The following is a 26,682-nucleotide window of genomic DNA, read 5'->3' as shown; positions in this document are numbered from 1 at the left end:
CGCCATGCTCCGCTCCGCCCTCGCCTTTCTCCTGGCCTGCCTGCTCCCGGCACTGGCCCTGGCCGACAGCGGCAAACCGCTGCGCATCGGCATCACCCTGCACCCCTACTACAGCTATGTGAGCAATATCGTCGGCGACAAGGCCGAAGTGGTGCCGCTGATTCCCGCAGGCTTCAACCCGCATGCCTATGAGCCGCGCGCCGAAGACATCAAGCGCATCGGCACCCTGGACGTGATCGTGCTCAACGGTATCGGCCACGACGACTTCGCCGATCGCATGATCGCCGCCAGCGAAAAACCCGACATCAAGACCATCGAGTCCAACCAGAACGTCCCGCTGCTGGCCGCCACCGGCATCGCCGCGCGCGGTGCCGGCAAGGTGGTCAACCCGCACACCTTCCTGTCGATCAGCGCCAGCATCGCCCAAGTCAACAACATTGCCCGCGAGCTGGGCAAGCTCGACCCGGACAACGCCAAGTTCTACACCCAGAACGCCCGCGCCTATGCCAAGCGCCTGCGCGTGCTGCGCGCCGAAGCCCTGGCCAAGGTCACCGAGGCACCGGGCGCGGAGTTTCGCGTGGCGACCATCCACGCCGCCTACGACTACCTGGTGCGCGACTTCGGCCTGGAGGTCACAGCAGTGGTCGAGCCGGCTCATGGCATCGAGCCGAGCCCGGCGCAGTTGAAGAAGACCATCGACCAGCTCAAGGCTCTGGATGTGAAGGTGATCTTCTCGGAAATGGACTTTCCCTCCGCCTACGTCGAAACCATCGAGCGCGAATCCGGGGTGAAGATCTATCCGCTGACCCACATCTCCTACGGCGAATACACCGCCGACAAGTACGAGGTGGAGATGAAGCGCAACCTCGAGACCGTGGTCAAGGCCATCCAGGAGAACCGCGCATGACCGCCGCGGCCAACCTGGTCAGCGCCCAAGGCCCGCGCATCGACTTCGCCGGCATCGACCTCACCCTTGGGCGCACGCGCATCCTCGAGCAGGTGAGCTTCAGCGTTGCCGCCGGCAGCGTGCATGCCATCGTCGGCCCCAACGGTGGCGGCAAGAGCTCGCTGATCAAGACCCTGCTCGGGCAGATGCCGCACCAGGGCCAGTTGACCCTGCACTGGCCCAGCCAACGCGAGGTGATCGGCTATGTGCCCCAGGCGCTGGAGTTCGACCGTGGCCTGCCGATGACCGTCGACGACTTCATGGCCGCCATGTGCCAGCAGCGCCCGGCGTTCCTCGGGCTGTCGCGCCGCGTGCGACCCGACATCGACGCCGCCCTGGCCAAGGTCGGCATGCTCGACAAGCGCAAGCGGCGCATGGGCGCGCTGTCCGGCGGCGAGCGCCAGCGTGTGCTGCTGGCCCAGGGGCTGATCCCGGAGCCGCAGCTGCTGGTGCTGGACGAACCCATGTCGGCGCTGGATGAAGCCGGTATCCAGGTGTTCGAGCAACTGCTGCACGGCTGGCGCCAGGCCGGCACCACGGTGCTGTGGATCGAGCACGACCTTGAAGCGGTACTGCGTCTGGCCGACCGCGTCACCGGGCTGAGCCGCAAGCTGCTGTTCGACGCCCCGCCCGCACAGGCCCTGACCCCGGAGCGCCTGCTCGGGCTGTTCTCCGTCCACCCGCGCAGCGAGAGCCTTGCCTGATGAGTTATGAAGCCTTCCGCCAACTGGTCCAGCAATGGGCCACCGCTGGCTACCTGCCCGAGGCCCTGGCCTATGGGTTCGTCATCAACGCCCTGATCGCCGGCCTGATGATCGGCCCGGTGCTGGGCGGGCTCGGCACCCTGGTCGTGGTCAAGCGCTTTGCCTTCTTCTCCGAGGCCGTCGGCCACGCCGCCCTCACGGGCGTGGCCATCGGCATCCTGCTCGGCGAGCCCTATACCGGGCCCTACGGCAGCCTGTTCGGCTACTGCCTGCTGTTCGGCATCCTGCTGAACTTCCTGCGCAACCGCACGGGCCTTTCACCAGACACCCTGATCGGCGTGTTCCTCTCCGTCTCGCTGGCCCTGGGTGCCAGCCTGCTGCTGATGCTGGCCGGCAAGATCAACGTGCACATCCTCGAAAACGTGCTGTTCGGCTCGGTGCTCACCGTCAGCCCTCACGACCTGCTGGTGCTCGGTATCGTCGCCGTACTGGTGCTGGCCCTGGCCCTGCCGCTTTACAACCGCATCATTCTCGCCAGCTTCAACCCACAGCTGGCGGCCGTCCGCGGCGTGGCGGTGAAGACCCTCGACTATCTGTTCGTGGTGCTGGTGACCCTGGTGACCGTGGCCTCGGTGAAGGTGATCGGCGCCATCCTGGTCGGTGCGCTGCTGGTGATCCCCGCCGCCGCCGCGCGCCTGGTCAGCCAGTCGCTCAAGGGTTTCTTCTTCGCCTCGGTGCTGATCGCCACCCTCAGCACCTTGCTCGGCATCCTGCTGCCGATCGTCTTCGACCTGCCCGTGCCCTCCGGCGCTGCAATCATCCTGGTGGCCGGTGTGTGCTTCGCCCTCGCGGCCCTCGCCCGCGCCCTCGTCCCCCGCCTGCAAGGAAACCCGGCATGAACCTCACGCTCAAACGCCTCACCCTGGCCCTGGTCCTGGCCGGCGCGCCCACCCTGACGCTGGCCGCACAGCCCGCCAGCAGCGCCGCAGCCACGCAAGTGCTGACCACCCTGCCGGTGACCCACAGCCTCGCTGTCGCGTTGCTCGACGGCACCTCGGTGCAGCTCAAGCGCGCGGCACCGGCCAACCTTCCAGCCAGCCGCCAGCCGTCGTACTTCGAGGGACGTGGTGGCGCGAGCCTGCAGAAGGATGCACGGCAGGCCACGGCGGTGATCGGCGTGCGCTCGATCTGGCATGACGACCCGCTCTATCCCATGGCGCGGCGCAGCAACATCCGTATCGTCGAGATCGATGCCGCACGCCCGGTCGATGGCGCCCTGCCCGGCATCGCGGTGGATGGCGACAATGCCTTCGCCAGCTATCCCTGGTTGAACCCGATCAACCTCGGACGCATGGCGGATGTGGTGGCCAACGACCTGGAGCGCCTGTCCCCCGCCGACAAGGACAAGATCCAGGCCAACCTGGCCGGGCTCAAGCGACAGATGCTCGAGCTGACGTCCAGCAGCCAGACCCGCCTGGCCGAGGCGGATAACCTCAGCGTGTTGAGCCTGTCGGAGCGATTGGGTTACCTGGCCAGCGGGTTGAACCTGGATGTGGTGTCGCAGGCACTGCCGGCAGATGGCAAGTGGGACGAAGCGGCGCTGAAGGCGCTGGGAGAGACCCTCAAGACGCAGGATGTGGCGTTGGTGTTGCACCATCGTCAGCCTGAACCAGAGGTGCTCAAGGTGATCGAGGCTGCAGGCGCCAGGTGGGTGGTGGTCGACAGCGATCCGGAGGATACGGTGGCGGAGCTCAGGAACACTGTCGACGCGGTGGTGGCCGTATTGGTCAAAGGGTGACGCAACGCCTGCTTTGACAGATCAGAGCATGGACCGGCGATCGCTTCGTACAAGCCAAGGCCGAGCACTGGCACCCGCTGCTCGGCCCGCAGTGGCATCTTCATGAGGGCCGCCGGGCCAGGTTTATGTCCCGAGACGGCGCACACCCAAACTGGCGGCTGTACTCGCGACTGAACTGCGACGGGCTTTCATAGCCGACCCGGTAACACGCGCTCGACACATCCAGCCCCTCCCCCAACATCAGCCGCCGAGCCTCCTGCAGGCGCAATTGCTTCTGGTACTGCAACGGGCTCATGGCGGTGACGGACTTGAAACGGTGGTGCAAGGTCGAGCTCCCCAGGTTCGCGATCCGCGCCAGCTCTTCGATGCGCAGCGGCTGGGTGTAGTGGTTGTTCAACCAATCGATGGCCTTGCTCACGCGCCGGGTCTGCGAGTCGCCCATGGCCAGCTCGTACAGCCGACGCCCATGCACGCCTCGCAGCAGGCGGTAGTGCAGTTCGCGCAGCGCCAATGGCGCGAGCATGCCGATATCCCGTGGCGACTCCAGCAACCGCACCAGGCGCAACATGGTTTCCAGCAGCGACACATCGATCTGCTCGAGAAATAACCCGCGCTCGGGCTCATCCGGTACGCCCGCGGGCGGCGCATCGGCGATCACCTGGGCAAGCTCGGTCGGCTCGAAGTCCAGGCGAATGCACAGGTAAGGCGCCTGCGCGCTGGCCGTCAGCACCCGACCAGACACCGGTAGCGTCACCGATACCACCAGGTAGTTGAGGGGGTCGTACAGATAACGGTCCTCGCCCAGGCCCACCTCTTTCTGCCCCTGCACGATCAGGCACAGCGCCGGTTTGTGCACGGTATGGATGATGTCTGACGGCGCATCCATTCGAATCACGTGCAGCGGCGCGATGGCGGTTTCGTAAACGCCCGGAGCGGTAAAGCGCTCGGTCAGCAAGCGGACGAGTTCACCACGGTACAAGGCAGTGGTTTGCAGGAGAAAAGCATCGTTATGCGCCATTCAAGGGTTCTCGCATGTTGGAATTCGGCGTTGTATCACGGTCTTGGTGTGACGGCAGACCATGGGGGCTACCTGGCGGCGTCGCCAGGGCCAGGCACCCATTGTCCCCCGCGAAAAACACCTGCGTTAGGTCGAAACTGCCGTCGAGTTGCCTGATCCTTCCGTTCCGGCGCGCAGCAGCGGGGCTGTGCGGATCACCGACACGAATAGGCAAAGGTCGCGCAGGTTTCGGCACGCACCGAACCGCCTCACAACCTTAGTCTTTTCTCCGTACCCAGCAGGAACGTCTGCTCTCCCTGCAGACGCCTGAACCTTCATGTACAGGAGATACGCACATGTCCAACATCAACGACAAAGTCGTGCTGATCACCGGCGCCAGCAGCGGCATCGGTGAAGCCGCCGCCAGGCTGATCGCTGCCAAGGGCGCTCACGTGGTACTCGGCGCCCGCCGTATGGATCGCCTGCAACAGCTGGTGAGTGAAATCCGCGCCGAAGGCGGCTCGGCAAGTGCCCACGCACTGGACGTGACCGACCTCGACTCCATGCACGCCTTCGTCGAATTCGCCAAGGCGCAGCATGGCAAGGTCGATGTGATCATCAACAATGCCGGGGTAATGCCGCTGTCGCCACTGAGCTCGCTGAAGGTCGAGGAATGGAACCGGATGCTGGACGTCAACGTGCGCGGCGTACTGCACGGCATCGCCGCGGTGCTCCCGGGCATGGAAGCGCAGGGGCATGGTCAGGTCATCAACATCTCGTCGATCGGCGGGCTCTCGGTCTCTCCCACCGCCGCTGTGTATTGCGCGACCAAGTATGCCGTACGGGCGATCTCTGATGGCCTTCGCCAGGAAACCGACAAGATCAGGGTGACGGTGGTGTGCCCTGGAGTGGTGGAATCGGAGCTGGCCGACACTATCACCGACGACACTGCCCGCGAGGCCATGAGGACGTTCCGGCGCGTGGCGCTGGAGGCCGATGCGATTGCACGGGCGCTGGTCTATGCCATCGAGCAGCCGGATGATGTCGATGTCAGTGAGCTCGTGGTGCGGCCGACTGCCAGTCCTTATTGAGGACGCCTGAGCGAAGGGGTGTGGGTCGATGGGGTGGATGCAGAAAGCTGTTCATGAGGCGTCCGCCGCCGACTGTTACAGGCTATCGAGCCGATCTGCTCAGCGCTGCTGACTACACCGCTCAACCCGCCCCCTTCGCGGCTCCATGCTTGCGAGAAAAGCCTTGGTATCCCGGTTGGAGCGCAAGCACACCACCCGGCAGCCCACGGGTGCGCTCGCCGCAAGTTGCTCCATCTTCATTCGCGCCGAGCGTCTGGTGTGCCACATGAACGTGAAGAACGCCGGCAAGTTGGCCAGCCGCTCCGGGCAGTCGTGCGGCAGGTCCGGCCGGGACTGCCCGTGATAACGCAGCGCTCTGCTCAGCACCCGCCAGAATCGCAGCGACGCCGAACGATCGATCCAGATCAGAAGATCCGCACGAGCCAGTCGATTGCTCCAGGTGGTTGAATGGCCACCTTCGAATATCCAGCGATCACGCGCCTCGACCTCATGGCACAACCGTGTCTTCTCGTCTCGGCTTCGCTCGACCCAGCCTGGCTGCCAGTGAATGGTGTCGATGTGCACGACCGGCAGCCCCGTGCATTCGCCAAGTTTGCGCGCCAAGGTGCTCTTCCCGGAGCCGGGTTGGCCGACAATCATGATCCGTTGCATCGAAGCTCCTTTTCGCCATGCCTGTTGAATGGGGCGCGCGATTCTACGGAAAAGTCCGGCAGCGTCAACCCAAGGAGCGGGCAAGCCAATCACGGCGGGTCATCTCCCATATCTCGACCTCAAGCGGCCCGGAGACGAAATGCCCGTCGCGCCTGTCCACCAGGCGCATGCCTTCATGCTCCGACACTTTTCGAGAGGCGTGATTGGCAACGGCCTTGGGCACCTGCATGACGGGGCGAGACAATGTCTCGAACCAATAGGCGTTGACCACCCGGCAGGCTTCGCGCATGTAGCCCTGCCCCCACCACTGCGGTGCAAGCCAGAAACCCCGGTTGTTCCCGGGTTGGTCGTACAGGCTGATGCTGCCGATGATGGGTTGCTCTGCGCCGCGCAGGCGGATCATCCAGTGCCATTCACGGCCCGCCGCCATGGCCGGTAACGCCATGTCACGCACGTAGACCAACGCGCCGTCTTGCGGATAGGGCCAGGGCACACGGCGATCGAGATAACGGACCACCTCCCACTGGGGAAACAACTGCTGGATCGCTGGCGCGTCTTCCAGTTGAAGGGGGGTGAGCACAAGGCGTTCTGTATACAGCGTCGCGAGGCAATCCATGGCGGTCGTTCCTGAGTACCGTTATGCCGGGGCCTTGATGGTCCGGGATTGAACCGCCGGTGTCGAGCGCAGAAAGGATGAGTCAGCTCGGCGCATTCATCGCGTCGTTGCAGGGGGCAGTGGCGCCGGTATCACTTGCACCTGTCCATGCTCCACCCCGCGCTCGACCATCAATTGACGCGACAACTCGCCGATACGCCCACTGGGGCCCTGAAGCACCGAAACCTCCAGGCAATGTCCTGCATCCAGGTGCACGTGCAGCGTCGAGCGGGTCAGGTCGTGGTGCGCGTGCAACGTCTGGTTGAGGCGCTTGGGAAGCTCACGCGTGGTGTGGTCATACAGGTAGCTGACCACCGCCACGCAGGGGTCATCTTCCGGCAAGGCTTCGGCTTCGCGCAGGCCGTTGCGCAGCAGGTCGCGGATGGCCTCCGAACGCCCTTGATAGCCCTGCGTTTCAACCCGTCGATCGATCAGACCGAGCAGCTCTTCATCCAGAGTGATGGTGATCCGTTGCATTTTCACTTCCAGTAAGATGATTTTTTATAGACATCATACCCACCGCTCTTTAGCCTACGGCCTCCATCGAAGTGGGGGACGCAGTGTGAAGCAGCAGCCTGGCAAACGAAAGCCTGCCCTGTGGGGCATTGTTCTTCTCGCGATGAGCGCCTTCGCGCAGGCCGCCGCCCCCACGGCGCCGGGTCAGACACTGGTGTACTCCTGGCCGGTCAACGCCGGCCCCATTGACCCGCGCGGATATGCGCCGAATCAGATGTACGCCCAGGCCATGGTCTACGAACCGCTGGTCCGCTACACCCACGCCGGCACCGTCGAGCCGTGGCTGGCGACGGGCTGGAAAGTGTCCGAGGACGGCAAGACCTACACCTTCACCTTGCGCGACGGCGTGCGTTTCAGCGACGGTACGCCGTTCGATGCCGCGGTCGCCAAGGCCAACCTGGATGCGGTCCTGGCCAACAGCCAACGCCATTGCTGGATGGAGCTGGTCAGCACCCTCGACCATGTCGAGGCCCCCGATCACCTGACCTTGCGCCTGGTGCTCAAGCACCCTTACTACCCGACGCTGATGGAGCTGGCCCAGGTCCGCCCGATGCGCTTCGGCGCCCCTGCAGCCAAGCCCGGCCAGCCAGTCGGGACCGGGCCCTGGATGCGGGTCGAGTCGCGCCTGGGCGAGTTCGACCGCTTCGTGCGCAACCCTTTCTACTGGGGGCCGCAACCGGCCTACGGCGAAGTCATGGTGAAGGTCATTCCCGACCCCAACAGCCGTGCCCTGGCCTTGCAGGCCGGTGAAATCGAGCTGATCCAGGGTGCCGCCGGCGAGATCAGCGCCGCCACCTTCGTGCGCCTGCGCGACCAAGGCTACGCCACTGCCCTGTCGGCGCCGTTGGCTACCCGCACGCTGGCCATGAACACCGGCCGTGGCGCCACGCGCGACCTGGCGGTGCGCCAGGCGATCAACGAGGCGGTGGACAAGCAGGCGATCATCGACAAGATCCTCTACGGCCTGGAACCGCGGGCTGACACCCTGTTCGCCAGCAACATGCCGTACTCGGACATCGGCCTGAAACTCTATCCATACGACCCTGCACAGGCCAGGCAGGCGCTGGAGTCCGCAGGCTGGACACTGGCTCCCGGTGCCAGCGTGCGCAGCAAGGGCGGTGAGCCGCTGTCGATCGAGCTGGTGTTCCTCGGCACCAGTGCCTTGCAGAAAAGCCTGGCTGAAGTCCTGCAGGGCGAGTTGGCCAAGGTCGGTATCCATGTCGAGTTGCGGGCCGTTGAAGAAGGCGCCCTGGTGCGGCGCCAGCGCGAGGGTGACTTTGACATGATCTTCGCCGACACCTGGGGCGCCCCGTATGATCCGCATTCGTTCGTCAGCTCCATGCGTTATGCCGGCCACGCCGACTACATGGCCCAGCGCGGGCTTGCGATGAAGGATGAACTGGACCGGCGCATCGGCCAGGTGCTGGCCAGCACCGACGAGCAACAACGCGCCGAGCAGTACCGCTTCATCCTGACCACCCTGCACGAGCAGGCGGTGTACTTGCCCATCTCCCACCTCACCGCCATCAGCGTGCACCGCGATTCGGTCGATCACGTCGAATTCGGCAGCACCTTGTTCGATGTGCCCTTCGAGGCCATGACCCCCAAGCAGGCCCACTGACATGCTGCGCTACATTCTGCTGCGCCTGGTATTGCTGGCCCCGGTGATGCTCGGTGTGTCGCTGCTGGTGTTCGTGTTGCTGCACCTGGGCAGCACGGACCCGGCCCTGGATTACCTGCGCCTGTCGCACATCCCGCCGACAGATGCGGCCATTGCCGAAGTGCGCCATGCCCTGGGCCTGGATCGGCCCTTGTACGAGCAGTACCTGAACTGGCTGTGGAATGCGTTGCATCTGGATTTCGGTGTTTCCTACCTGACCGGCCGACCGGTACTGGACGACCTGTTGTACTACCTGCCGGCGACCCTTCAACTGGGCGGCCTGGCGCTGGCCTGCACGTTGTTGCTGTCGATCCCGCTGGGGCTCATGGCCGCGCGCTGGCAGGGTCGCTGGCCCGACCATGCAGTCCGGGCGGTGACCTTCCTGGGCGTGTCGATGCCCAATTTCTGGCTGGCGTTCCTGTTGATTGCACTGTTCTCGCTGTCGCTGGGCTGGCTGCCGCCGCTCGGTCGAGGGCGCGCCGGGCACCTGGTGATGCCAGTACTGACCATTGCCCTGATGTCGATGTCGATCAATGCTCGCCTGTTGCGCGCCAGCCTGCTCGAAGCCAGCGGCCAGCGCCATGTCACCTACGCCCGCGCCCGGGGCCTGCCCGAACGCCGGGTGTGGCGCGACCACGTGCTGCGCAACGCCTGGCTGCCGTTCGTCACCGCCACCGGCATGCACGTGGGCGAACTGATCGGCGGTGCGCTGGTGATCGAGACCATCTTCGCCTGGCCCGGCGTGGGGCGCTTTGCCGTCTCGGCGGTGCTTAACCGCGATTTTCCGGTGATGCAGTGCTTCACCCTGCTGCTGACCGGCCTGTTGATGCTCTGCAACCTGGTCGTGGACGTGTGCTACGCCTGGCTCGACCCACGCAGCCGGCTGGAGGGCGCACGCGCATGAGTACGCGCTGGGCAATTCGTCGGCCGGCCGTGCCCGGCCATGCGGGGCTGGTCCTGGGCCTGGTGCTGGTTGGCCTGCTGGCGGTACTGGCCGTATTCGGCCAGTGGCTGACCCCGCACGACCCCGATCTGGTCGACCTCGGCCAGCGCCTCATGCCACCCGATGCCAGCCACTGGCTGGGCACCGATCACCTGGGCCGCGACCTGCTGTCGCGCTTGATCGTCGGTACCCGCCTGTCGCTGGGCAGCGTGATGTTGACCCTGGCCCTGGTACTGGCGCTCGGACTCGCCGTGGGAGGCCTCGCGGGCTTTGTCGGCGGGCGCACCGACCTGCTGCTGATGCGCCTGTGCGACATGTTCATGACCTTTCCGACCCTGGTGCTGGCGTTCTTCTTCGTCACGCTGCTCGGTACCGGCCTGACCAACGTGATCATCGCCATCGCGTTGTCCCATTGGGCGTGGTATGCGCGCATGGTGCGCGGCATGGTGATTGCCCAGCGTGGTCGTGAATACGTGCTGGCCTCGCGCCTGGCCGGTGCCTCGCGCAGCACCCGCCTGCGCCAGCACGTGCTGCCGAACATCGCAGGCCCCTTGCTGGTACTGGCGACCATGGACATCGGCCACATGATGCTGCACGTCTCGGGCCTGTCGTTTCTCGGCCTGGGTGTGGCACCGCCTACGGCCGAGTGGGGCGTGATGATCAACGATGCCAAGGAGTTCATCTGGAGCCACCCCCACCTGCTGCTGTTGCCGGGGCTGATGATCTTCTTCTCGGTGATGGCCTTCAACCTGCTGGGCGACGCACTGCGCGACCGCCTCGACCCGACCCGGGAGCACCACTAGATGATGCCAGCGACCCTCGAAATCCAGGACCTGCTCATAGCGTCCCACGCCGGTTTGCTGGTGCATGGCGTCGACCTGCAGTTGCGCCGCGGCGAGGTCTGCGCACTGGTCGGGGCCAGTGGTTCGGGCAAATCCCTGAGCTGCCTGGGCATGCTCGACCTGTTGCCTGCGGGCCTTGTGCGTACCCAGGGCCAGTTGCTGCTCGACGGCCAACCGGTGAGCGCCGCCCAGGTGCGTGGCCGCCTGGCCGGCCTGGTGCTGCAGAACCCGCGCAGTGCCTTCAACCCGGTAAGCAGCATGGCCAGCCACGGGCTCGAAACCCTTCGCCAGCACGGTATCACCGGCGCCGCCGCCCGCGAGCGCATGGCCGACTGCCTGGCGGCCGTGGGCCTGACGGATCACGCCCGCGTGCTGCAAGCGTTCGCCTTCCAGCTCAGCGGCGGCATGCTGCAGCGCATGATGATCGCCTTGGCGCTGATGGCCGAAACTCCGTTCCTGCTGGCCGACGAGCCCACCAGCGATCTCGACGCGGTAAGCCAGGCACGCTTTCTCGACGTGCTGATGGAGCTGGTTGGACGGCATGGCCTCGGGGTGCTGCTGGTGACCCATGACATGGGGGTGGTGGCGCGCTGCGCCGATCAGGTAGCGGTGATGGATGCCGGCCGCATCGTCGAGCGCCAAGCCGTGCATGCACTGTTCGACCGCCCTGTCAGCGACACTGCTCGCACCTTGCTCAAAGCCCATCGAATCCTCTGCGGGAGCCAAGCATGAGCCTGCTGCATGTCCAGCAACTGAGCCATCGCTACCGCACCGGCGGCTTGCTGCGCAAACGCGGCTGGCTGCAGGTGCTCGACGGTATCGACCTGCAACTTCAAGCGGGCGAATCCATTGGTTTGCTGGGCTGCAGCGGCAGTGGCAAAAGCACCCTCGCCCGCCTGCTGCTCGGGCTCGAAACTCCGAGCCAGGGGCAGGTTACCTTCGCCGGGCAAGCGGTCAGCCAACTGCGCGGCGAACCGGCACGGGCCTTCCAGCGGACCGTGCAGTTGGTGTTCCAGGACGCGCCGGGGGCGTTCAACCCACAGCGCAGCATCGGTTGGAGCATTGCCGAGCCACTGCGGCACCTGAGCGATCTGAGTGAGGCAGCCCAACGCCTACGGGCCATCGAGCTGCTGGAGCAGATGGGCCTGCACGCCGAGCATGCCGAACGCTTGCCACAGCAACTGAGCGGCGGCCAGCTACAGCGCGCCAACATCGCCCGGGCGCTGGCAATCTCGCCAAAGCTGGTGGTGCTCGACGAGGCGCTTTCGAACCTCGATCGCGTGCTGCAACTGCAACTGCTGCAACGGCTCGACGCACTGCGTCGCGACAACGGCACGGCTTTCCTGCTGATCAGCCATGACCTGAGCCTGGTGCGGTACTTCTGCCAGCGGGTTGTAGTGCTTGACGCAGGGCGCATCGTCGAAGATCGGGCCGTGGAGGGTGAACTGTCGTTCGAGCATCCCGCGGGGCGCCAGTTGCAGGCCGCCGTACTGCCCGAGCGCCCGGCAAGGCGTGGCGCTCAGGTCAGCAGGTCAACTGCGTGAGGCAGTGCGCCAGATGATCACGCGGATCAGCATCGGTTGCCTCAAGGGGTCATATCAGAACGCATACACCAGCGTGGCCGTTGCGCTGCGCGGCGTGCCATACCAGCCCCGCGAGCCGATCGCGGTGTAGTACTTCTCGTCGAACAGGTTATTGAGGTTCAAGGACACGCTGGTCTGCGGCGTGAAGGCGTATTGCGCCATTACGTCGACGATGCTGTAGGCGCCTTGGGTGAAGGTCTCGTTGTTGGGCCCGGCATCCTTGTAGTACTCCATGCCCTGCCAGCGCACGCCCCCGCCAACCTTCAACTGCGGCAGCGACTGCAGGCGGTAGCTGGTGAACAGCTTGAGGGTATCGCGTGGTACTTCGGTGAGCAGGCGATCGCCATCGGCGTTCTTGCTCACCGCGTAGGTGTAGCTCGCGGAGACTTGCCAGTCAGGCAGGATCTCCCCCGTCATTTCCATTTCGAAACCACGGGTCTTGGTGCCGGACTCGGCGCGGTAAGCCTGGTTGCCATCCGGGGCAAGGTTGCTGCCGTCGGCCACGGCGAGATTATCCTGGTGCACTTCGAAAACGCTGAGCGCGGTGGTCAGGCGCTTGTCGAAGAACTCGCTCTTTATACCCAGCTCGTAGTTCACGCCTTCGAGCGGGTCGAGGTAGTTGCCGCCCACATCCTTGCTGTTCTGCGGCTTGAAGATGGTGGTGTAGCTGGCGTAGGCCGACCAGTTCTCGGCCAGGTCGTACACCAGCCCGATGTATGGCGTGACGACGCCGGTTTCGCTGCGCGAGGTCCGGCGGGTCGCCCCGCTCGAGAGGTTGGTGTTGGCTTCGTCACGTTTCCAGTCGATCACCCGCGCACCGGTAATCAGCGACAGGTCATCGGCCAGGCTCCAGCGCACCGAAGCCACCAGGCCATCCTGGGTTTCGTCCAGCGCATCGCGCGACGACTTGGTGTGGATGGCATCCGGAACCGCCAGCGAGCCGTCCCAGGTATGGATGTTGTCGATGGTCTGGAAAGACCAGAGCGGATAACCGTCATTGCGGTAATACGCCCGGTAATGACTGGCGCCCACATACGCCTGGTGCTCGCGCGACAGCAACTCGAAGGGGCCAGAGGCAGAGAGATCGAACGACGTCTGCCGGGGGTCCCCCGCCCAACGGCCGGTCCAGGTACTGATGCCGCTGCCGTCGGGGTTTACGGTGCCGTTGGCGGCGGTGGCGAAGGCGTCGTCATAGCTGCGGCGGCTGTGCTCGGCGTTCAGTTTCAGCTGCCAGCCGTTGTCCAACTGGTGCTCCAAGGTGGTGAACAGGGTTTTCGTGCGGCGCTTGTGATAGCTCCAGTCGGACGCCGAGTTGAACGAGCGCGAAGGCTTGAAGTGGCTGCCATCGCTATTGAACATCGGGAAGCCATGGTTGCCCGCGCCGTCGTTGTCCATCTCCTGGTATTCGGCGCCTACGGTCAGCATCGTGCTGTCGGTGACATCCCACTCCACCACGCCGTAGGCCACCTGGCGCTCCAGCGATTGGCGGTCGATATGGCTTTGGCTGTCGGTGGTCGACGCCACGAAGCGCCCACGGACATGGCCGCTTTCGGACAGCTTCCCGGACACGTCCAGCTCGGTGCGATAGTTGTCCCAGGAGCCGGCCTTGAGCGTCAGTTTGCGCTGGGTCTGCAGCGTCGGTTTCTTGCGAATCAGGTTGATGGTGGCGCCCGGATCACCGGTACCCGACATCAGCCCCGTGGCGCCGCGAACCACCTCGACGCGGTCGTAGCTCACCATATCGGCCAGGTCGTCACGAAAACCGTAGCTGTCAGGTCGATTGACGCCGTCGACCTGGTAGCTGCCCACCTGGAAACCACGGACATAAATGTTGTTGCCGTCACTACCGGCCGGCCCCATGCTGTCGACGACCACACCAGGGGTCTGTTCAAGCACCTGGGCAACGTCCGTCAGGTTCTGGTCTTCGATCCGCTGGCGGGTGACCACACTGATGGACTGGGGCGTCTCGCGTGCCGACAGGCGCAGGCCGGTCGCGGTGCTCGCCGAGCCCGTCGCATAGCTGCCAGTACCCTCGGTCGTGCTGCCCAGCCCCGTGGCATCGATGCTGGTGGCCCCCAGTTCCACCGTGCCTTCGGCTGGCGCCTTGCTCAGCACGTAGCGCTTCTCGCCCATCTGCTGGATCCGTAATCCGGTACCTTGCAGCAAGTGGGCGAAACCCTGCTCCAGCTCGAAGCTGCCGTGCAGCCCCGATGACCGCAGGCCATCCGCCTCTTCTTGGCTGAAGCTGATGGTCACGCCGCTGGCCGCGGCGAACTGGCTGATCGCAGCGGCCAGGCTGCCAGCGGGAATATCGTAGTGCTGTGGGGCAGCCCAGGCGGTCGAAGTCGCCAGTGCGGCGCTGCACAGGCTCAGCGCGAGGGTCGCCTGGCGAATGCTGCTGGCTAGCGAGGAACGGCGTGCGGACATGAGATTGGGGTTCCTGATCTGGTTGGCATGGGCGCGCCAGATGCGCGCTCCCTCAAGGGCCGAGCCAGCAAAAGAAATCTGTTACCCCGAGGCAAAAAAAATTCGGGCAACGCCTATGACCCGCTTACCCCAGCCCGGAGGGCTCCAGGCGCACCCAGTAGTCGGTCATGCGTCGGACGCGGATCGGCAAGGCGTCTTCCAGGCTGGCCAGCGCAACGTTGGTGTCATCGAGGTTGAAGGCGCCGGACAAGCGCAGCCCGGCGACCTCCTTCGAGCAGCCGAGATAACCAGGCCGGTAGCGGGCCAAGGCCTGCACCACATCACCCAAGCGCCAATCGACGCTGACCAGCATGCCCTGGACCCAGGCCTGGGCATCGGGCTCCATCGGTCGCAGCGGCCCGAAACTGTCGGCAGTGAAGCTCAGGCTGTAGCCGGTATCGATGCGCAGCCGTTGCGACATGCGCTTGGCTTGCACCTCCACGGCCTGGGTGGCCACCGTGACATGACTTACGCCAGCGTCCTGGCGCACGCTGAAGCGGGCGCCAAGGGCCAGGATGTCGCCTTCGGCGGTGCACACGCTGAGCGGACGCGGATCCTGGGCAGTGTCCACCAGAATCTCGCCCTGGCGCAGTTGAATCAGGCGCTGCCCGGCGTCGAACACGACGTCCACTCGGCTGTCAGTGTTGAGGTCCAGCCGCGTACCGTCGGCAAGCGTCAATTGCCGCCGCTCACCCACCCGAGTCCAGTAATCGGCACGCCAGGGCGAGACCCGATAGCCCTGCCACCCCACCGCTCCGACCCCGAGCAGCAGCGCCAGGGCCTTCACCGCGGAACGTCGATCCCAGCGTGCGGCCTGCAGTGTCTGCGCCGCACCACGAGGGGCGTTGCCCAGGCGGTACTGCAATTGCTCCAGGCGTGCCCAGGCTTCGGCATGACGGTTGTCGGCGGCGTACCAGGCTTGCCATTGGACGCGAGTGGCTTCATCGACGTCGCTGTCGTGCAGGCGCACATACCAGTTCACAGCATCGGCTAGAATGGCCTTCATGCGTCGTCGATCAGCAAGCAATGCATCAGCCCACGGGCCAGGTGCTTGCGCACGGTACTGACCGAAACACCCAGCCGGGTGGCGGCTTTTTCGTAGCTCAGGCCGTCAAGCTGTACGGCCAGGAAGATCGCCCGCGTGCGCTCGCCGAGACCATCGAGCATACGGTCGATGGCCATCAACGTTTCCAGCACGGCAGCACGGGTTTCAGCGCTGGGCGCATAGTGCTCGGGCTGTTGCGCCAAGGCTTGGAGGTAGGCGCTTTCCAGGCTGCGACGCCGGTAGAGATCGATGACCAGGCCGCGAGCGATGGTCGCCAGATAATGCCGTGGCTCGTTGAGCATGCCTGCACTGCGCGCCAGCAACACCCGGATGAACGTGTCCTGGGCCAAGTCCGCAGCATCGGCGGCGTTATTCATGCGCTGACGCAACCAGCCGTGCAGCCAGCCGCTGTGCTCGCGGTACAGTGTTTCCAAACCCATGTGCGCGGCGCCGTCAGCTACAACGGTGGACATCACGCTCCTCCCCGAAAAAGATTATTAGATGCAAATAAGAACATGTCGCAAGTGTACTCAGTGAAGGGGAGATTGGGAATGCCGCGCTGGATGAGGTCAGCCGAGCGATCCATCGATCACACTGATGATTACTATCGAACGGCCTGCCTATAGGCCTTTCGGAACCCACTTCTATAATCGCCCTCCTATTTTCCCGCCTCCTGCGCCTGCTCCAGGCGACAACACTTGGAATCCGTACCATGCCAAGCGTCAATCAGGCCCCCGATGGCCTTCTTGAACATAACCAACAGAGCGTCAAACAGCAGTGGCTGGCGATTCTCTCGGTTGCCGTGGGCGCCTTCGCCCTGGTGACCAGTGAATTCCTCCCGGTAGGCGTTCTCAACGATGTGGCCAGCGACCTGGGCATCAGTGCCGGGCAAGCCGGCCTGATGGTCACCCTGCCCGGTATCATGGCCGCCCTCGCCGCTCCGCTGCTGTCGGTGGGCATCGGTGCCATGGACCGCCGCTACCTGCTGATCGGCCTGACGCTGATCATGATCATCGCCAACTCGGTGGTGGCCTATGCCAGCGACTTCAGCCTGCTGCTGTTCGGCCGCGTGCTGCTGGGTATCAGCATCGGTGGCTTCTGGGCCACGGCCATTGCCCTGAGCGGGCGCCTGGCGCCCAAGGGGGTGGGCGTGGCCCAGGCGACTTCGATCATCATGGTCGGGGTCACCCTGGCCACGGTGCTGGGCGTGCCGGTCGGCACCTGGCTCAGCGGCCTGATGGGCTGGCGCATGACCTTCCTGGTGACCGCCCTGCTGGGTGTGCCGGTGCTGCTCGCGCAGGTCTTCCTGCTGCCACGGCTCAATCCCGACAAGGCCATCCGCATCAGTGACTTGCCGGCGCTGTTCATCAATCCGCTGGCACGGGTCGGCCTGATCGCGGTCTTGCTGATTGGCCTGGCGCACTTTGCCGCGTACACCTATGTCGCACCGTTCTTCAAGCAAAGCTCGGGCTTCGACGGCGCAACCATCGGCTCGCTGTTGCTGCTCTACGGCGTAGCCGGCGTCATCGGCAACCTGTTCGCCGGCTTCGCCGCCAACCGCAGCGTGCGCTACACCCTGCTGCTGGTGGCCTTGCTGATCGGCATCAGCACCGCACTGTTCCCTTACTTCGCCACCGGCATGACTGGGGCGGTGATGCTGATCGCACTGTGGGGCTTTGCCTTCGGTGCCTTCCCGGCCTGTGCCAGCATCTGGATGTTCGTGGTCGCGCCCAAGGATGTCGAACGCGGCATGCCGCTGTTCGTGGCCATGTTCCAGGTGATCATCGCACTGGGCTCGTTCTTCGGTGGGCGGATCGTCGACCAACTGGGCAGCTCGGTGCTGCTGAGCCTGGCCACGGCGCTGGTCGGTTGCGGATTCGTCACCGTGCTGGTACTGGGGCGTAACGTCAGCAACAGCCTGGCAGCCCAGCCTGCCTGAGCCTTGCAGGGGCTGCGTTGCGGCCCCTGCAGCTTGCGTCGGTCAACGCGTCATGCAGCGCTGGTAGCGCTCGTCCACCCTCCCCGCAAACCACGCCGTGGTCAACTTGCGGGTGATCTTCGGGCTCTTGAGCACGATCCCCGGCAGCACCGCACGTGGCAGTGGTTTGCCCGCCTTGGCGTCAGCGAGGGCAAATACGCCGCGGTACAAGGCGCTGTCCTCGAGCGCCAGACTGTTCTCCAATTCCAGCTGGCTGCGAATCTGCGGATTGCGCAGCCCCAGCTTCACCCCAAGGCTGCGCGCCGCGCGCTCGGTCGTGCCTGGCAGGATCGCACCCGGTGCGATCAGGTCGCCGTCCAGGGCCAACGCTGCACCCGTCACGCTGTTCAGCGCCGCCTGGAATGCGGCGTTGCGGCTGGCGTACCAGCCTGCGTTGAAATCGGCGAAGCGGTACAGCGGCCGCTCATAATGGGCGGGATAGCCCAACAAGTGGGCGATGCCGAAGTACAGGCCGCCGCGACGGCTGAATACCTCCTGGCGAATCGTGCCCTGGCGCTGGTAGGGATAGTCCTTGGCATGGCGTTCGGCAAAGTCGATGCTGACCTGCATCGGCCCGCCGGTACGCACCGGGTTGAGCCCGCCGAGCAACTTGTCGCCCAGCGGCAAGCCGGCGATGAAATCATCGAACAGGGCGCTGAGCTGCTTCTCGCTGCGTACCGCCAGCAGGCGCTGCTGGTAGCTCTGGCCGTTCGCCGAAGGCGTCGCCAGGGCGCCATCGACCAGCAGCCTGGGGATATGCAGACGCGCGGCGCGGCGGTCGATTTCCTCGCGGGCGATGCGGCCCAGGTTGGGCACCTGGGGGTCGGCGGTGAAGGTGGATTCCTGCTCGGTCACCGCCAGCACCGCGCACAGATTGCTGCGGCTGGGCGCGATGCCCTGGGCGGTGAACGCGACCTGGATGTCCTCGGCCCAGCCCTGGCGGTCCTTGACCGAGGCAGGCAGCAGGCGCATGAGCTGGGCGCGGACCTGGGCAGGGTCGACTTCGGGCGACTCCTCGCGGCGCCCGGCACAGCCTTGCAGCAGGGCCAGCAGCATCAGCCCAGCGCCCAGCAGCCGCGGGTTCAGGATGGGTCACCGACGATGTAGGTCTTGCTGATATGGCGGAACAACGGGTGGCTGGCACTGCCCAGCAGTTCGAACAGCACCATCTCGCGGGTGACGATCTGCGCCCCGGCGTCGCGCATGCGCGCAAGGCCTGCCGCCTTGTTTGCCGGGGTGCGGCTGTCGCAGACGTCCTCGACCACGAACACCTGCTTGCCCAGGCCCAGCAGGCCAAGCACCGTCTGCAGCACGCAGACGTGGGTTTCCATGCCACAGACGATCACCTGCTCGCGCGCCAGCAGGCTGGCGGGCAGGCATTCGGCGGCCACGCAGGAAAAGTGCAGCTTTTCGACGATCTCGGCCCCTGTAGCGGCGGCCTTGAGTTCGGCCAGGGTCGCGCCCAGGCCCTTGGGGTACTGCTCGGAAATCACCGTGGGCAGCTCGAGTTCGGCGATGGCGGCGAGCAACCCGCGGGCCCGCGCGCGGGTGCCCTCGGGGTCGCTCATGGCACCGATGAGGCGTTCCTGGATATCGACGACCAGCAGCGTGGCCTGGCGGGGATCGATCAGCATGGGGACAACCCTTGTCCTGTGGGAAAGCCCCCAGCCTCCCCCAGGCAAAGGCCTACGTCAATCATGCCGAAAGTCGATGAGGTTCCAGAGAGGCGGCCAGCAGGCTCAACACCCGGTCTTCGTGCTCATGGATGAAGAAGTGCCCGCCAGGGAAGACCTCCAGCGAGAAATCGCCCAGGCTTTCGCGACGCCAGGCCAGCAGTTGCTCTTCGCTGGCGCGGTCGGCCTCGCCGCCCAAGACATGCAACGGGCAGTGCAACGGTGCGCGTTGGCGATAGTCGTAGCGGCCGCACATGAGGAAATCGGCGCGCAGAATCGGCAAGGTCAGGCCCATGAGCTCTTCGTTAGCCAGCACCTCCTCGGGGGTGCCCTGCAACTGGCGCAGCTCGTCGATCAGCTCGGCATCGGTCTTGGCTTCACGCCAGCCCTTGCCGTCGTAGTCCTCACGTCGGGTCGGTGCCGCCGTGCCGCAGGCAAACAGTGCGACCGGTGCCTTGCAACCCAAGGCTTGCAGCTCGTGGGCCAGCTCGAAGGCGAGCAGCGCGCCCAGGCTGTGCCCGAGCAGCGCATAGGGCGTGCTCGCCGCCAGGCGTTGCTCGCTGGCCAGTTGCCGGGCCAGTGCCTGCATGTCGGTTTGCAGCGGCTCGCCCAGGCGCGCGCCGCGCCCGGGCAACTCCACCGGGCGCACCTGCAACCAGGCCGGCAGCTTGCGCCGCCAGCGGCTGTAGACCATGGCACTGGCGCCCGAGTACGGCAGGCATAGCAGGTTGAGTGCAGTCACGCCTTACTGCACCGCAGCTTCGGCCATCTTCTGGCGCAGGCTCAGGGGGCGCATGTCGGTCCACACTTCATCGATGTAGGCCAGGCAGTCTTTCTTCAGGCCACTCTTGCCTGCGGCGCGCCAGCCGTTGGGGATCGCCTTGTAGTCGGGCCAGATCGAGTACTGTTCCTCGTGATTGATCACAACCTGGAACACGATGTCGTCGCGGTCGAAAACGGAAGTCATTGCCTGTCTCCTTGGGGTGATGATGGCCCGGTCCGCCTGGACGCAGGGCAGCTCTCAGGAAAACGAAGGGAGACGGGGGAAAATTACGCTTTTTTCACGGATCGACATACAAGGACGTCGAGCGGCGGGCAGCGCTTGCGGGCCATTGCGGACCGCAAGCGCGGTAGTGCGCGGTGACGCGGCTACGGCATCACTGGTGGCACGTACTGCAAGGTGGTGCCCAGCGCCCAGAGCAGCACCAGCACCAGGGGCACGTGCACCAGCAGTTGCACGAAGGAGAAGCCGATCAGGTCACGCGCCTTCAGGCCCAGCACGCCCAGCAACGGCAGCATGTAGAAGGGGTTGATCAGGTTCGGCAGCGCCTCGGCGGCGTTGTAGATCTGCACCGCCCAGCCCAGGTGGTACTGCAGGTCGTTGGCCACCAGCATCACGTAGGGCGCTTCGATGATCCACTTGCCGCCGCCAGACGGAATGAAGAAGCCCAGCACCGCCGAATACACGCCCATCAGCAAGGCATAGGTGTCATGGGTGGCGATCTGGGTGAAGAACACCGAGATGTGGTGCGCCAGGGTCTGTGCGTCGGCGCCCTTGACCTGGGTGAGGATGGCGGCGATCGAGCCGTACAGCGGGAACTGGATCAGCACGCCGGTGGTGGTCGGCACCGCACGGGCCACGGCGTCGAGGAAGCTGCGCGGACGCCAGTGGAGCAAGGCGCCCAGCATGATGAACAGCAGGTTGTAGGTGTTCAGCCCGGAGATGGCGGTGATCGCAGGCTTGGTGGCGAACTCCTGGTACAGCCAGCCGGCCGCCAGGGCCACCAGCAGCAGGATCAGGATCGGGCTGTGCTCCAGCCACTCGCCGGGGCGGGTGCGCTGCGGCGCAGGTGGGGCGGTGAAGGTCGGATCGACACCACAGTCCTGGGCGCTGCGCGCACTGTTCGGTCCGGGCGCGGTGGCGTAGGCGACGACCAGCGAGACGATCACCAGCGCGGCCAGCATCACCCCGGACTGCCAGAGGAAGATGGTTTCGGTGAACGGAATGACGCCGGTGATCGACAGGATCGACGGCGGCAGGCTGGCCGGGTTGGCCTGCAACTGTGCAGCCGACGACGACAAGCCCAGCGCCCACACGGCGCCCAGGCCCAGGTAGGCAGCAGCGCCCGCGGCGCGGTAGTCCATCTTCAGGTCCGTGCGGCGGGCCAGGGCACGCACCAGCAGGCCGCCGAACACCAACGACAGACCCCAGTTGAGCAAGGAGGCGAGCATCGAGATCAGCGCCACCCAGCACACCGCCGAGCGGCCGTTCTTCGGCAGGCGCGCGAGGCGGTCGATCAGGCGCGCAGCAGGCGGCGAGCTTGCGACCACATAGCCGCCAATGACCACGAAGGCCATCTGCATGGTGAACGGGATCAGGCTCCAGAAGCCGTCACCAAAGGCCTTGGCGGTGTCGGTGGGCTTGGCGCCCATGGCCAGGGCGCCCAGGCACACCAGCATCACGGCCAGGGCGGCGAACACCCAGGAGTCGGGGAACCAGCGTTCGGCCCAGTTGGAGCAGCGCAGGGCAAAGCGGGCGGAGCGGCTGTCTTGGATTTCAGCGGCCACGAGTGTTTTCCTTTTTTGGTCTTATTGGTGGATGTTGCTTGTTTATCAACGCAAAACCCCTGTAGGCGCGGGCTTGCCGTGGGAGCGGGCTTGCCCGCGAATACGTTGGTGAATGTACCGGCGCATTCGCGGGCAAGCCCGCCCCTACAACGAGCCCGCCCTTACAGGGGGGAGGTAAAGCAATAGCGTTAGAACGTCATCTCTTTCACATCGTCCGGCACGATCAGCTTGCCGGCGGTTTTCTCGACGATCTCCTGGACGCTCACCCCGGGCGCGGTCTCGCGCAGGATGAAGGCACCGTTCTCGATCTCGAGGTAGGCAAGGTCGGTAAGCACCTTGCGGATGCAGCCAGCACCCGTCAGCGGCAGGCTGCAACGTGGCAGGAGCTTGGACTCGCCGTCCTTGGAGGCGTGGGTCATGGTGACGATGATGTTTTCGGCGCCGGCCACCAGGTCCATGGCGCCCCCCATGCCCTTGACCAGCTTGCCGGGGATCATCCAGGAGGCGATGTTGCCCTCCACGTCCACCTCGAAAGCGCCCAGCACGGTGAGGTCGACATGACCGCCACGGATCATGGCGAAGGATTGCGCCGAATCGAAGATCGACGCGCCACGGCGGGCGGTCACGGTTTGCTTGCCGGCGTTGATCATGTCGGGGTCGAGGGTGCTCTCGGTGGGGAACTCGCCCATGCCGAGCAGGCCGTTCTCCGATTGCAGCATCACGTCCATGTCGGCGGGCACATAGTTGGCCACCAGGGTGGGGATGCCGATGCCGAGGTTGACGTAGTAGCCGTCCTTCAGTTCACGGGCGACGCGTTGAGCCATCTGTTCGCGGGTCAGTGCCATGGTCAGGATCTCTTTGTTGTTCTGTGGACGGCGCTCAGGCCTTGACGGTGCGCTTCTCGATGCGCTTCTCGAAGGTGCCGACGATGACCCGGTCGACGAAGATTCCCGGCGTGTGGATCTCGCTGGGCAGCAGCACGCCCGGCTCGACGATTTCCTCGACCTCGACCACGGTGATCTTGCCGGCGGTGGCGGCCAGCGGATTGAAGTTCTGGGCGGTGTTGCGGTACACCACGTTGCCGTAGTGGTCGGCCTTCCAGCCCTTGACGATGGCGAAGTCGCCGGTGATGGATTCTTCGAGGATGTACTTGCGGCCGTTGAACTCACGCACCTCTTTGCCTTCGGCGACCGGGGTGCCGTAGCCCGTGGCGGTGTAGAAGGCCGGGATACCGGCACCGCCGGCGCGCATCTTCTCGGCCAGGGTGCCTTGGGGGGTGAGTTCCACTTCCAGCTCACCGCTGAGCAACTGGCGCTCGAACTCGGCGTTCTCGCCGACATAGGAGGCCACCATCTTGCGGATCTGCCGGTCTTCGAGCAGCACGCCCAGGCCGAAGCCGTCGACGCCGCAGTTGTTGGAGACCACCGTCAGGCCCTTGACCCCGCGGCGCTTGATCTCGGCGATGAGGTTCTCGGGGATGCCACACAGGCCGAAGCCGCCGGCCAGTACCGTCATGTCGTCGGTCAGGCCTTCGAGAGCCTGTTCATAGGTTGCTACGCGCTTGTCCAGTCCGGCCATGCTGATCCGCCTTTGTAGTTGTTTGAGCGTGTGGAAGGCATCTTCACCGCTGGCGACTGATTTGTTAATTTTGTTTTCGTCATCGATTGATAACTTTTGCAAAACAACCTGCGGACCCGCCATGAACGTCAAGCAACTGCGCGCCTTCGTCACCGTGGCCAAGTACCAGAGCTTCGCCCAGGCCGGCGAACACCTGCACATTTCGCAACCGGCACTGAGCCTGACCATCAAGGCGCTGGAGGACAACCTCGGCGGCGCCCTGCTCACCCGCACCACACGCAGCGTCAGCCTCACCGCCGAGGGCGAGGTGCTGCTGCCGCTGGCCCGGCGCCTGCTGGCCGACTGGGACGATACCGAGGAAATGCTGCGCCAGCGCTTCACCCTGCAACTGGGGCGGGTGTCGGTGGCGGCGATGCCGGCCTTTGCCGGCAACCTGCTGCCGCAGTCACTGAAGGTGTTTCGCCAGCGCTACCCCAAGGTCAACGTCACCGTGCACGACGTGATCAACGAGCAGGTGCTGGAACTGGTCCGCCACCGCCGCGTCGAACTGGGCATAGGTTTCGAGCCCGAGCGCAGCGATGCCTTGCAGTTTCACCCGTTGTACCTGGACCGGTTCGTCGCCGTGGTGCCGGGCGATTCACCCTTGGCGCAGCAGCCCCAGGTGAGCTGGCGCGAACTGTTGACTCATGACTTCATCGCCCTGCAACGCCCGTCGGCGGTGCGCCTGCTGCTCGAGCAACACCTGGCCGCCGAGCATGGCCGGCTGGCGGTGGCCTTCGAAAGCCACCAGTTGTCCACGGTCGGGCGAATGGTTGCCAATGGTTTGGGGGTCAGTGCCGTACCGGCGCTGTGCATCAACCAGATGCAGGAGCTGGGGGCGCGCTGCGTACCTTTGGTCGAGCCCACTGTCGAGCGGCGCATTGGGGTCATCGCCCTGAGCGACCACAAGTTGTCCACTGCGGCGCAGGCGTTGCTGGATGTGTTGCTGTCACATACCCGTGCGCCGGAGGTGTGGTCGCATGGGGTTGCGTGAGGGCTGAAAGGTGCTTGCCTGAGGTTTTTCAGCGCCTGTGAGATCGAGCGCCGCGCGGGCGGCGCTCGATCTCACAGGCGCTGAAAATCTTTCGGCAAGCACCTCAGTCACCAACAAGATAATCACGCAAGCGCAGCAACATCGCGTCACAACCCTGCAGTTGCACGACGCTGACGAACTCGTCCGGCTTGTGCCCCTGATCCATGCTGCCCGGCCCGCAGACCACGGTCGGGATCCCCGCCTGATCGAACAGCCCACCTTCCGTGCCAAAGGCCACGGTGCCGAAATCTTCCGAGCCGCTGAGCAGCGCCACCAGGCGCGCCGCTTCGCTGTCTTCGGGCGTTGCCAGCCCAGGGTAGGCACTGAGCGGCGTGAGACGGATCTCGCTGGCATCACTGACGGCACGCATGCGTGGCAGCAGGTCGGTTTCGGCGTAGGTATGCAGGCGCTCGGCCACGACCTTGGCTTCAAAACCCGGCAAGGCACGCACCTCGAAATCGAACTCGCACTCCTCAGGCACGATGTTCAGCGCGCGGCCGCCCTTGATCACGCCAGTCTGCACGGTAGAGAACGGCGGATCGAAGCGCGCGTCATGTTGCTCGGGACGGGCCAGCTCGCCGCCGATCTCGCCCAGCTTGCCGATCAATTGCGCTGCGTACTCGATGGCATTGACACCATAAGGTGCATAGGCCGAGTGGCACGCGGCGCCGTGCACCTGGCAGCGCATGGCCAGCTTGCCCTTGTGCCCGAGCACGGGTTTGAGCTCGGTGGGTTCGCCGATCAGGCACAGGCGTGGCTTGTTCGGGCGCTGTTCGAGCGCCTCCAGCATCGAGCGCACACCGAGGCAGCCGACCTCTTCGTCATAGGAGAATGCCAGGTGCACCGGCGTCTTCAGCGGCTGGGCGAGAAACGCCGGCACCGCCGCCAGCACCGAGGCGATGAAGCCCTTCATGTCGGCCGTGCCACGGCCATACAGGCGGCCATCGCGCTCGCTCAGGCGAAACGGCTCGACGCTCCAGGCCTGGCCGTCCACCGGCACCACATCGGTATGCCCGGACAGCACCACGCCGCCACGATCGGTCGGGCCGATGGTGGCGAACAGGTTGGCCTTGGTACCCACCTCGTTGAGGAACAGTTCGCTCTCGACCCCAAGCCCCGCCAGGTAATCGCGGATGAAACCGATCAGTTCGAGGTTGGAGTCGCGACTGACCGTGGCAAAGCCGATCAGGCGCTCCAGCACGGCGCGGCTGGTGAGATCACTCATCGCCCGGCACCCCGTAGCTGGGTGCGGTGGTCGGGTTCAGGGCGCGTGTGACGTAGTCCTGCATCTGTGGGCGATAGGCCTGCCACAGGCGGTCGAGTTCGCCGATCGGGTCGTGCTCGGCCCAGTCCACACGCAGGTCCACCAGCGGCCAGGTCAGCTCACCGGCGATCTTCAGGGCGGCCGAGTGCACAGGGCCTGCCTCGCCACCGGCGGCCATGGCCGCGTGCATCGCCGCCAGCAAGCGATCGGCCAGGTGCCCACCGGCCTGCTCGAACGCGTGCACCATCGCCTCGATCACCTGCGGCGAGGCCAGCAGGTTGCCCGCGGCTGCACACTGCTCGCCGGCGACCGCATTATGTACGCCGAGTGCTTCTTTGCCGGTGAACAGCGCGACCTGGCCGTGGCTGTCGATCACCGTCACCTGGCGGTACTCGCTCCAGCCGTTGGCGCTGAGCACCCGGTCCAGCGCTGCGGCAGGCGGCAACTGGCCCTGCTCGAGGGCGTCGAGGATCTGCGGGCCGAGGGCCGGCAAGGTGATGTTCTGCGTCGCCACCGCCCCTACCCCGGCACGCACCCACGGGCAGCGGGCACCGACGGCGATGCTGGACGAGCTGATGGCGATGCCGACCTGGCCGGTTTCCTGGCAGCGGCCGATGATGGAGAAGGTCATGGTGCAGCTCCTTTCTGGGTT

The 26,682-nt window shown here is 65.3% G+C and carries 28 protein-coding genes; 12 read left to right on the top strand and 16 right to left on the bottom strand.

Features of this window, described 5'->3' with window-relative positions:
- The first annotated feature begins 4 nt into the window (after positions 1–4).
- The 4 genes from AB688_RS12570 to AB688_RS12555 are packed head-to-tail and all read left to right on the top strand — an operon-like array spanning position 5 to position 3,448.
- A complete protein-coding gene (locus AB688_RS12570; RefSeq protein WP_054893232.1) occupies positions 5–907 on the top strand; it encodes a metal ABC transporter substrate-binding protein in 903 nt (300 codons plus the stop codon).
- Positions 904–1,650 (top strand): metal ABC transporter ATP-binding protein, encoded by a 747-nt coding sequence (locus tag AB688_RS12565; protein WP_063544434.1) that lies wholly within the window; start codon positions 904–906, stop codon positions 1,648–1,650. Before AB688_RS12570 ends, AB688_RS12565 begins: the two co-directional genes overlap by 4 nt.
- The gene (locus AB688_RS12560; protein WP_054893230.1) at positions 1,650–2,549 is read left to right on the top strand and encodes a metal ABC transporter permease; all 900 of its coding nucleotides are present in this window, start codon (positions 1,650–1,652) and stop codon (positions 2,547–2,549) included. The genes AB688_RS12565 and AB688_RS12560 overlap by 1 nt, the downstream gene beginning before the upstream one ends.
- Positions 2,546–3,448, top strand: a complete 903-nt coding sequence (locus AB688_RS12555) for a metal ABC transporter solute-binding protein, Zn/Mn family (RefSeq protein WP_063544429.1) — start codon at positions 2,546–2,548, stop codon at positions 3,446–3,448. Before AB688_RS12560 ends, AB688_RS12555 begins: the two co-directional genes overlap by 4 nt.
- Positions 3,449–3,548: 100 nt before the next feature.
- Here AB688_RS12555 and AB688_RS12550 read toward each other — a convergent pair whose 3' ends face one another.
- Positions 3,549–4,466, bottom strand: coding sequence for an AraC family transcriptional regulator (locus AB688_RS12550; protein WP_063544427.1), 918 nt, complete (start codon positions 4,464–4,466; stop codon positions 3,549–3,551).
- Positions 4,467–4,801: 335 nt separating this feature from the next.
- On the opposite strand from AB688_RS12550, the gene AB688_RS12545 reads away from it, so the two are divergent.
- Positions 4,802–5,536: an SDR family oxidoreductase gene (locus tag AB688_RS12545; protein WP_063544425.1), complete on the top strand. Its 735-nt coding sequence runs from the start codon at positions 4,802–4,804 to the stop codon at positions 5,534–5,536.
- Between the two features lie 99 nt (positions 5,537–5,635).
- Here the strand turns inward: AB688_RS12545 and AB688_RS12540 are convergent, their stop codons facing one another.
- The 3 genes from AB688_RS12540 to nikR form a co-directional block, all read right to left on the bottom strand.
- Positions 5,636–6,187 carry a hypothetical protein gene (locus AB688_RS12540; protein ID WP_063544423.1) on the bottom strand — a complete coding sequence of 184 codons (552 nt, stop codon included), beginning with the start codon at positions 6,185–6,187 and terminating at the stop codon, positions 5,636–5,638.
- Between the two features lie 64 nt (positions 6,188–6,251).
- Positions 6,252–6,803, bottom strand: a complete 552-nt coding sequence (locus AB688_RS12535; protein WP_063544421.1) for a GNAT family N-acetyltransferase — start codon at positions 6,801–6,803, stop codon at positions 6,252–6,254.
- 96 nt (positions 6,804–6,899) lie between these two features.
- Positions 6,900–7,319, bottom strand: coding sequence for a nickel-responsive transcriptional regulator NikR (nikR, locus tag AB688_RS12530; protein ID WP_063544420.1), 420 nt, complete (start codon positions 7,317–7,319; stop codon positions 6,900–6,902).
- 142 nt (positions 7,320–7,461) lie between these two features.
- On the opposite strand from nikR, the gene nikA reads away from it, so the two are divergent.
- Genes nikA through nikE form a run of 5 tightly spaced genes read left to right on the top strand, consistent with a single transcriptional unit; the run spans position 7,462 to position 12,347 of the window.
- A complete protein-coding gene (gene nikA / locus AB688_RS12525) occupies positions 7,462–8,979 on the top strand; it encodes a nickel ABC transporter substrate-binding protein (RefSeq protein WP_419555264.1) in 1,518 nt (505 codons plus the stop codon).
- A gap of 1 nt (position 8,980) precedes the next feature.
- Entirely contained in the window at positions 8,981–9,922 is a 942-nt protein-coding gene (nikB, locus tag AB688_RS12520) for a nickel ABC transporter permease subunit NikB (protein ID WP_063544416.1), read from the top strand.
- Complete coding sequence (nikC, locus tag AB688_RS12515; RefSeq protein ID WP_063544414.1) at positions 9,919–10,764, top strand: nickel ABC transporter permease subunit NikC; 846 nt, start codon at positions 9,919–9,921, stop codon at positions 10,762–10,764. Before nikB ends, nikC begins: the two co-directional genes overlap by 4 nt.
- Entirely contained in the window at positions 10,765–11,535 is a 771-nt protein-coding gene (gene nikD, locus AB688_RS12510; RefSeq protein WP_063544411.1) for a nickel import ATP-binding protein NikD, read from the top strand.
- Entirely contained in the window at positions 11,532–12,347 is an 816-nt protein-coding gene (gene nikE / locus AB688_RS12505) for a nickel import ATP-binding protein NikE (RefSeq protein ID WP_063544409.1), read from the top strand. Before nikD ends, nikE begins: the two co-directional genes overlap by 4 nt.
- A gap of 54 nt (positions 12,348–12,401) precedes the next feature.
- On the opposite strand, the gene AB688_RS12500 is transcribed toward nikE, so the two are convergent.
- The 3 genes from AB688_RS12500 to AB688_RS12490 all read right to left on the bottom strand — a co-directional run bounded on the left by AB688_RS12500 (position 12,402) and on the right by AB688_RS12490 (position 16,370).
- Entirely contained in the window at positions 12,402–14,813 is a 2,412-nt protein-coding gene (locus tag AB688_RS12500) for a TonB-dependent siderophore receptor (protein WP_063544407.1), read from the bottom strand.
- Between the two features lie 124 nt (positions 14,814–14,937).
- The gene (locus tag AB688_RS12495; protein ID WP_063544405.1) at positions 14,938–15,858 is read right to left on the bottom strand and encodes a FecR domain-containing protein; all 921 of its coding nucleotides are present in this window, start codon (positions 15,856–15,858) and stop codon (positions 14,938–14,940) included.
- Positions 15,855–16,370, bottom strand: coding sequence for a sigma-70 family RNA polymerase sigma factor (locus AB688_RS12490; protein ID WP_063544403.1), 516 nt, complete (start codon positions 16,368–16,370; stop codon positions 15,855–15,857). Before AB688_RS12490 ends, AB688_RS12495 begins: the two co-directional genes overlap by 4 nt.
- 239 nt (positions 16,371–16,609) lie before the next feature.
- Here AB688_RS12490 and AB688_RS12485 point away from each other — a divergent pair, with 239 nt between their 5' ends.
- The gene (locus AB688_RS12485; RefSeq protein ID WP_063544401.1) at positions 16,610–17,836 is read left to right on the top strand and encodes an MFS transporter; all 1,227 of its coding nucleotides are present in this window, start codon (positions 16,610–16,612) and stop codon (positions 17,834–17,836) included.
- Positions 17,837–17,878: 42 nt separating this feature from the next.
- On the opposite strand, the gene AB688_RS12480 is transcribed toward AB688_RS12485, so the two are convergent.
- From AB688_RS12480 to AB688_RS12450, 7 genes are all read right to left on the bottom strand, one after another.
- Positions 17,879–18,931 carry a DUF1615 domain-containing protein gene (locus AB688_RS12480; protein ID WP_063544399.1) on the bottom strand — a complete coding sequence of 351 codons (1,053 nt, stop codon included), beginning with the start codon at positions 18,929–18,931 and terminating at the stop codon, positions 17,879–17,881.
- Between the two features lie 26 nt (positions 18,932–18,957).
- On the bottom strand, positions 18,958–19,509 hold the full coding sequence (locus AB688_RS12475; protein WP_063544397.1) for a hydrolase: 552 nt from the start codon (positions 19,507–19,509) through the stop codon (positions 18,958–18,960).
- 61 nt (positions 19,510–19,570) lie between these two features.
- The gene (locus tag AB688_RS12470) at positions 19,571–20,290 is read right to left on the bottom strand and encodes a thioesterase II family protein (RefSeq protein ID WP_054893212.1); all 720 of its coding nucleotides are present in this window, start codon (positions 20,288–20,290) and stop codon (positions 19,571–19,573) included.
- A gap of 3 nt (positions 20,291–20,293) precedes the next feature.
- Positions 20,294–20,515, bottom strand: coding sequence for an MbtH family protein (locus tag AB688_RS12465; RefSeq protein WP_054893211.1), 222 nt, complete (start codon positions 20,513–20,515; stop codon positions 20,294–20,296).
- A gap of 182 nt (positions 20,516–20,697) precedes the next feature.
- The gene (locus AB688_RS12460) at positions 20,698–22,116 is read right to left on the bottom strand and encodes a short-chain fatty acid transporter (protein WP_054893210.1); all 1,419 of its coding nucleotides are present in this window, start codon (positions 22,114–22,116) and stop codon (positions 20,698–20,700) included.
- Between the two features lie 188 nt (positions 22,117–22,304).
- On the bottom strand, positions 22,305–22,961 hold the full coding sequence (locus AB688_RS12455) for a CoA transferase subunit B (RefSeq protein ID WP_054893209.1): 657 nt from the start codon (positions 22,959–22,961) through the stop codon (positions 22,305–22,307).
- A 34-nt stretch (positions 22,962–22,995) separates the two neighbouring features.
- Complete coding sequence (locus AB688_RS12450; protein WP_054893208.1) at positions 22,996–23,694, bottom strand: CoA transferase subunit A; 699 nt, start codon at positions 23,692–23,694, stop codon at positions 22,996–22,998.
- A gap of 121 nt (positions 23,695–23,815) precedes the next feature.
- Between AB688_RS12450 and AB688_RS12445 the strand changes: the two genes are divergently transcribed.
- A complete protein-coding gene (locus tag AB688_RS12445; RefSeq protein ID WP_063544394.1) occupies positions 23,816–24,727 on the top strand; it encodes a LysR family transcriptional regulator in 912 nt (303 codons plus the stop codon).
- Positions 24,728–24,830: 103 nt separating this feature from the next.
- Here the strand turns inward: AB688_RS12445 and argE are convergent, their stop codons facing one another.
- Both argE and AB688_RS12435 read right to left on the bottom strand, forming a co-directional pair.
- Complete coding sequence (gene argE / locus AB688_RS12440) at positions 24,831–25,991, bottom strand: acetylornithine deacetylase (RefSeq protein ID WP_063544392.1); 1,161 nt, start codon at positions 25,989–25,991, stop codon at positions 24,831–24,833.
- Positions 25,984–26,661: a DUF1028 domain-containing protein gene (locus AB688_RS12435; RefSeq protein WP_054892748.1), complete on the bottom strand. Its 678-nt coding sequence runs from the start codon at positions 26,659–26,661 to the stop codon at positions 25,984–25,986. The genes argE and AB688_RS12435 overlap by 8 nt, the downstream gene beginning before the upstream one ends.
- Positions 26,662–26,682 lie beyond the last annotated feature (21 nt).

This window comes from Pseudomonas putida, assembly GCF_001636055.1.
GTDB lineage: Bacteria > Pseudomonadota > Gammaproteobacteria > Pseudomonadales > Pseudomonadaceae > Aquipseudomonas > Aquipseudomonas machongensis.
This window is presented reverse-complemented; position numbering and strand designations above follow the sequence as displayed.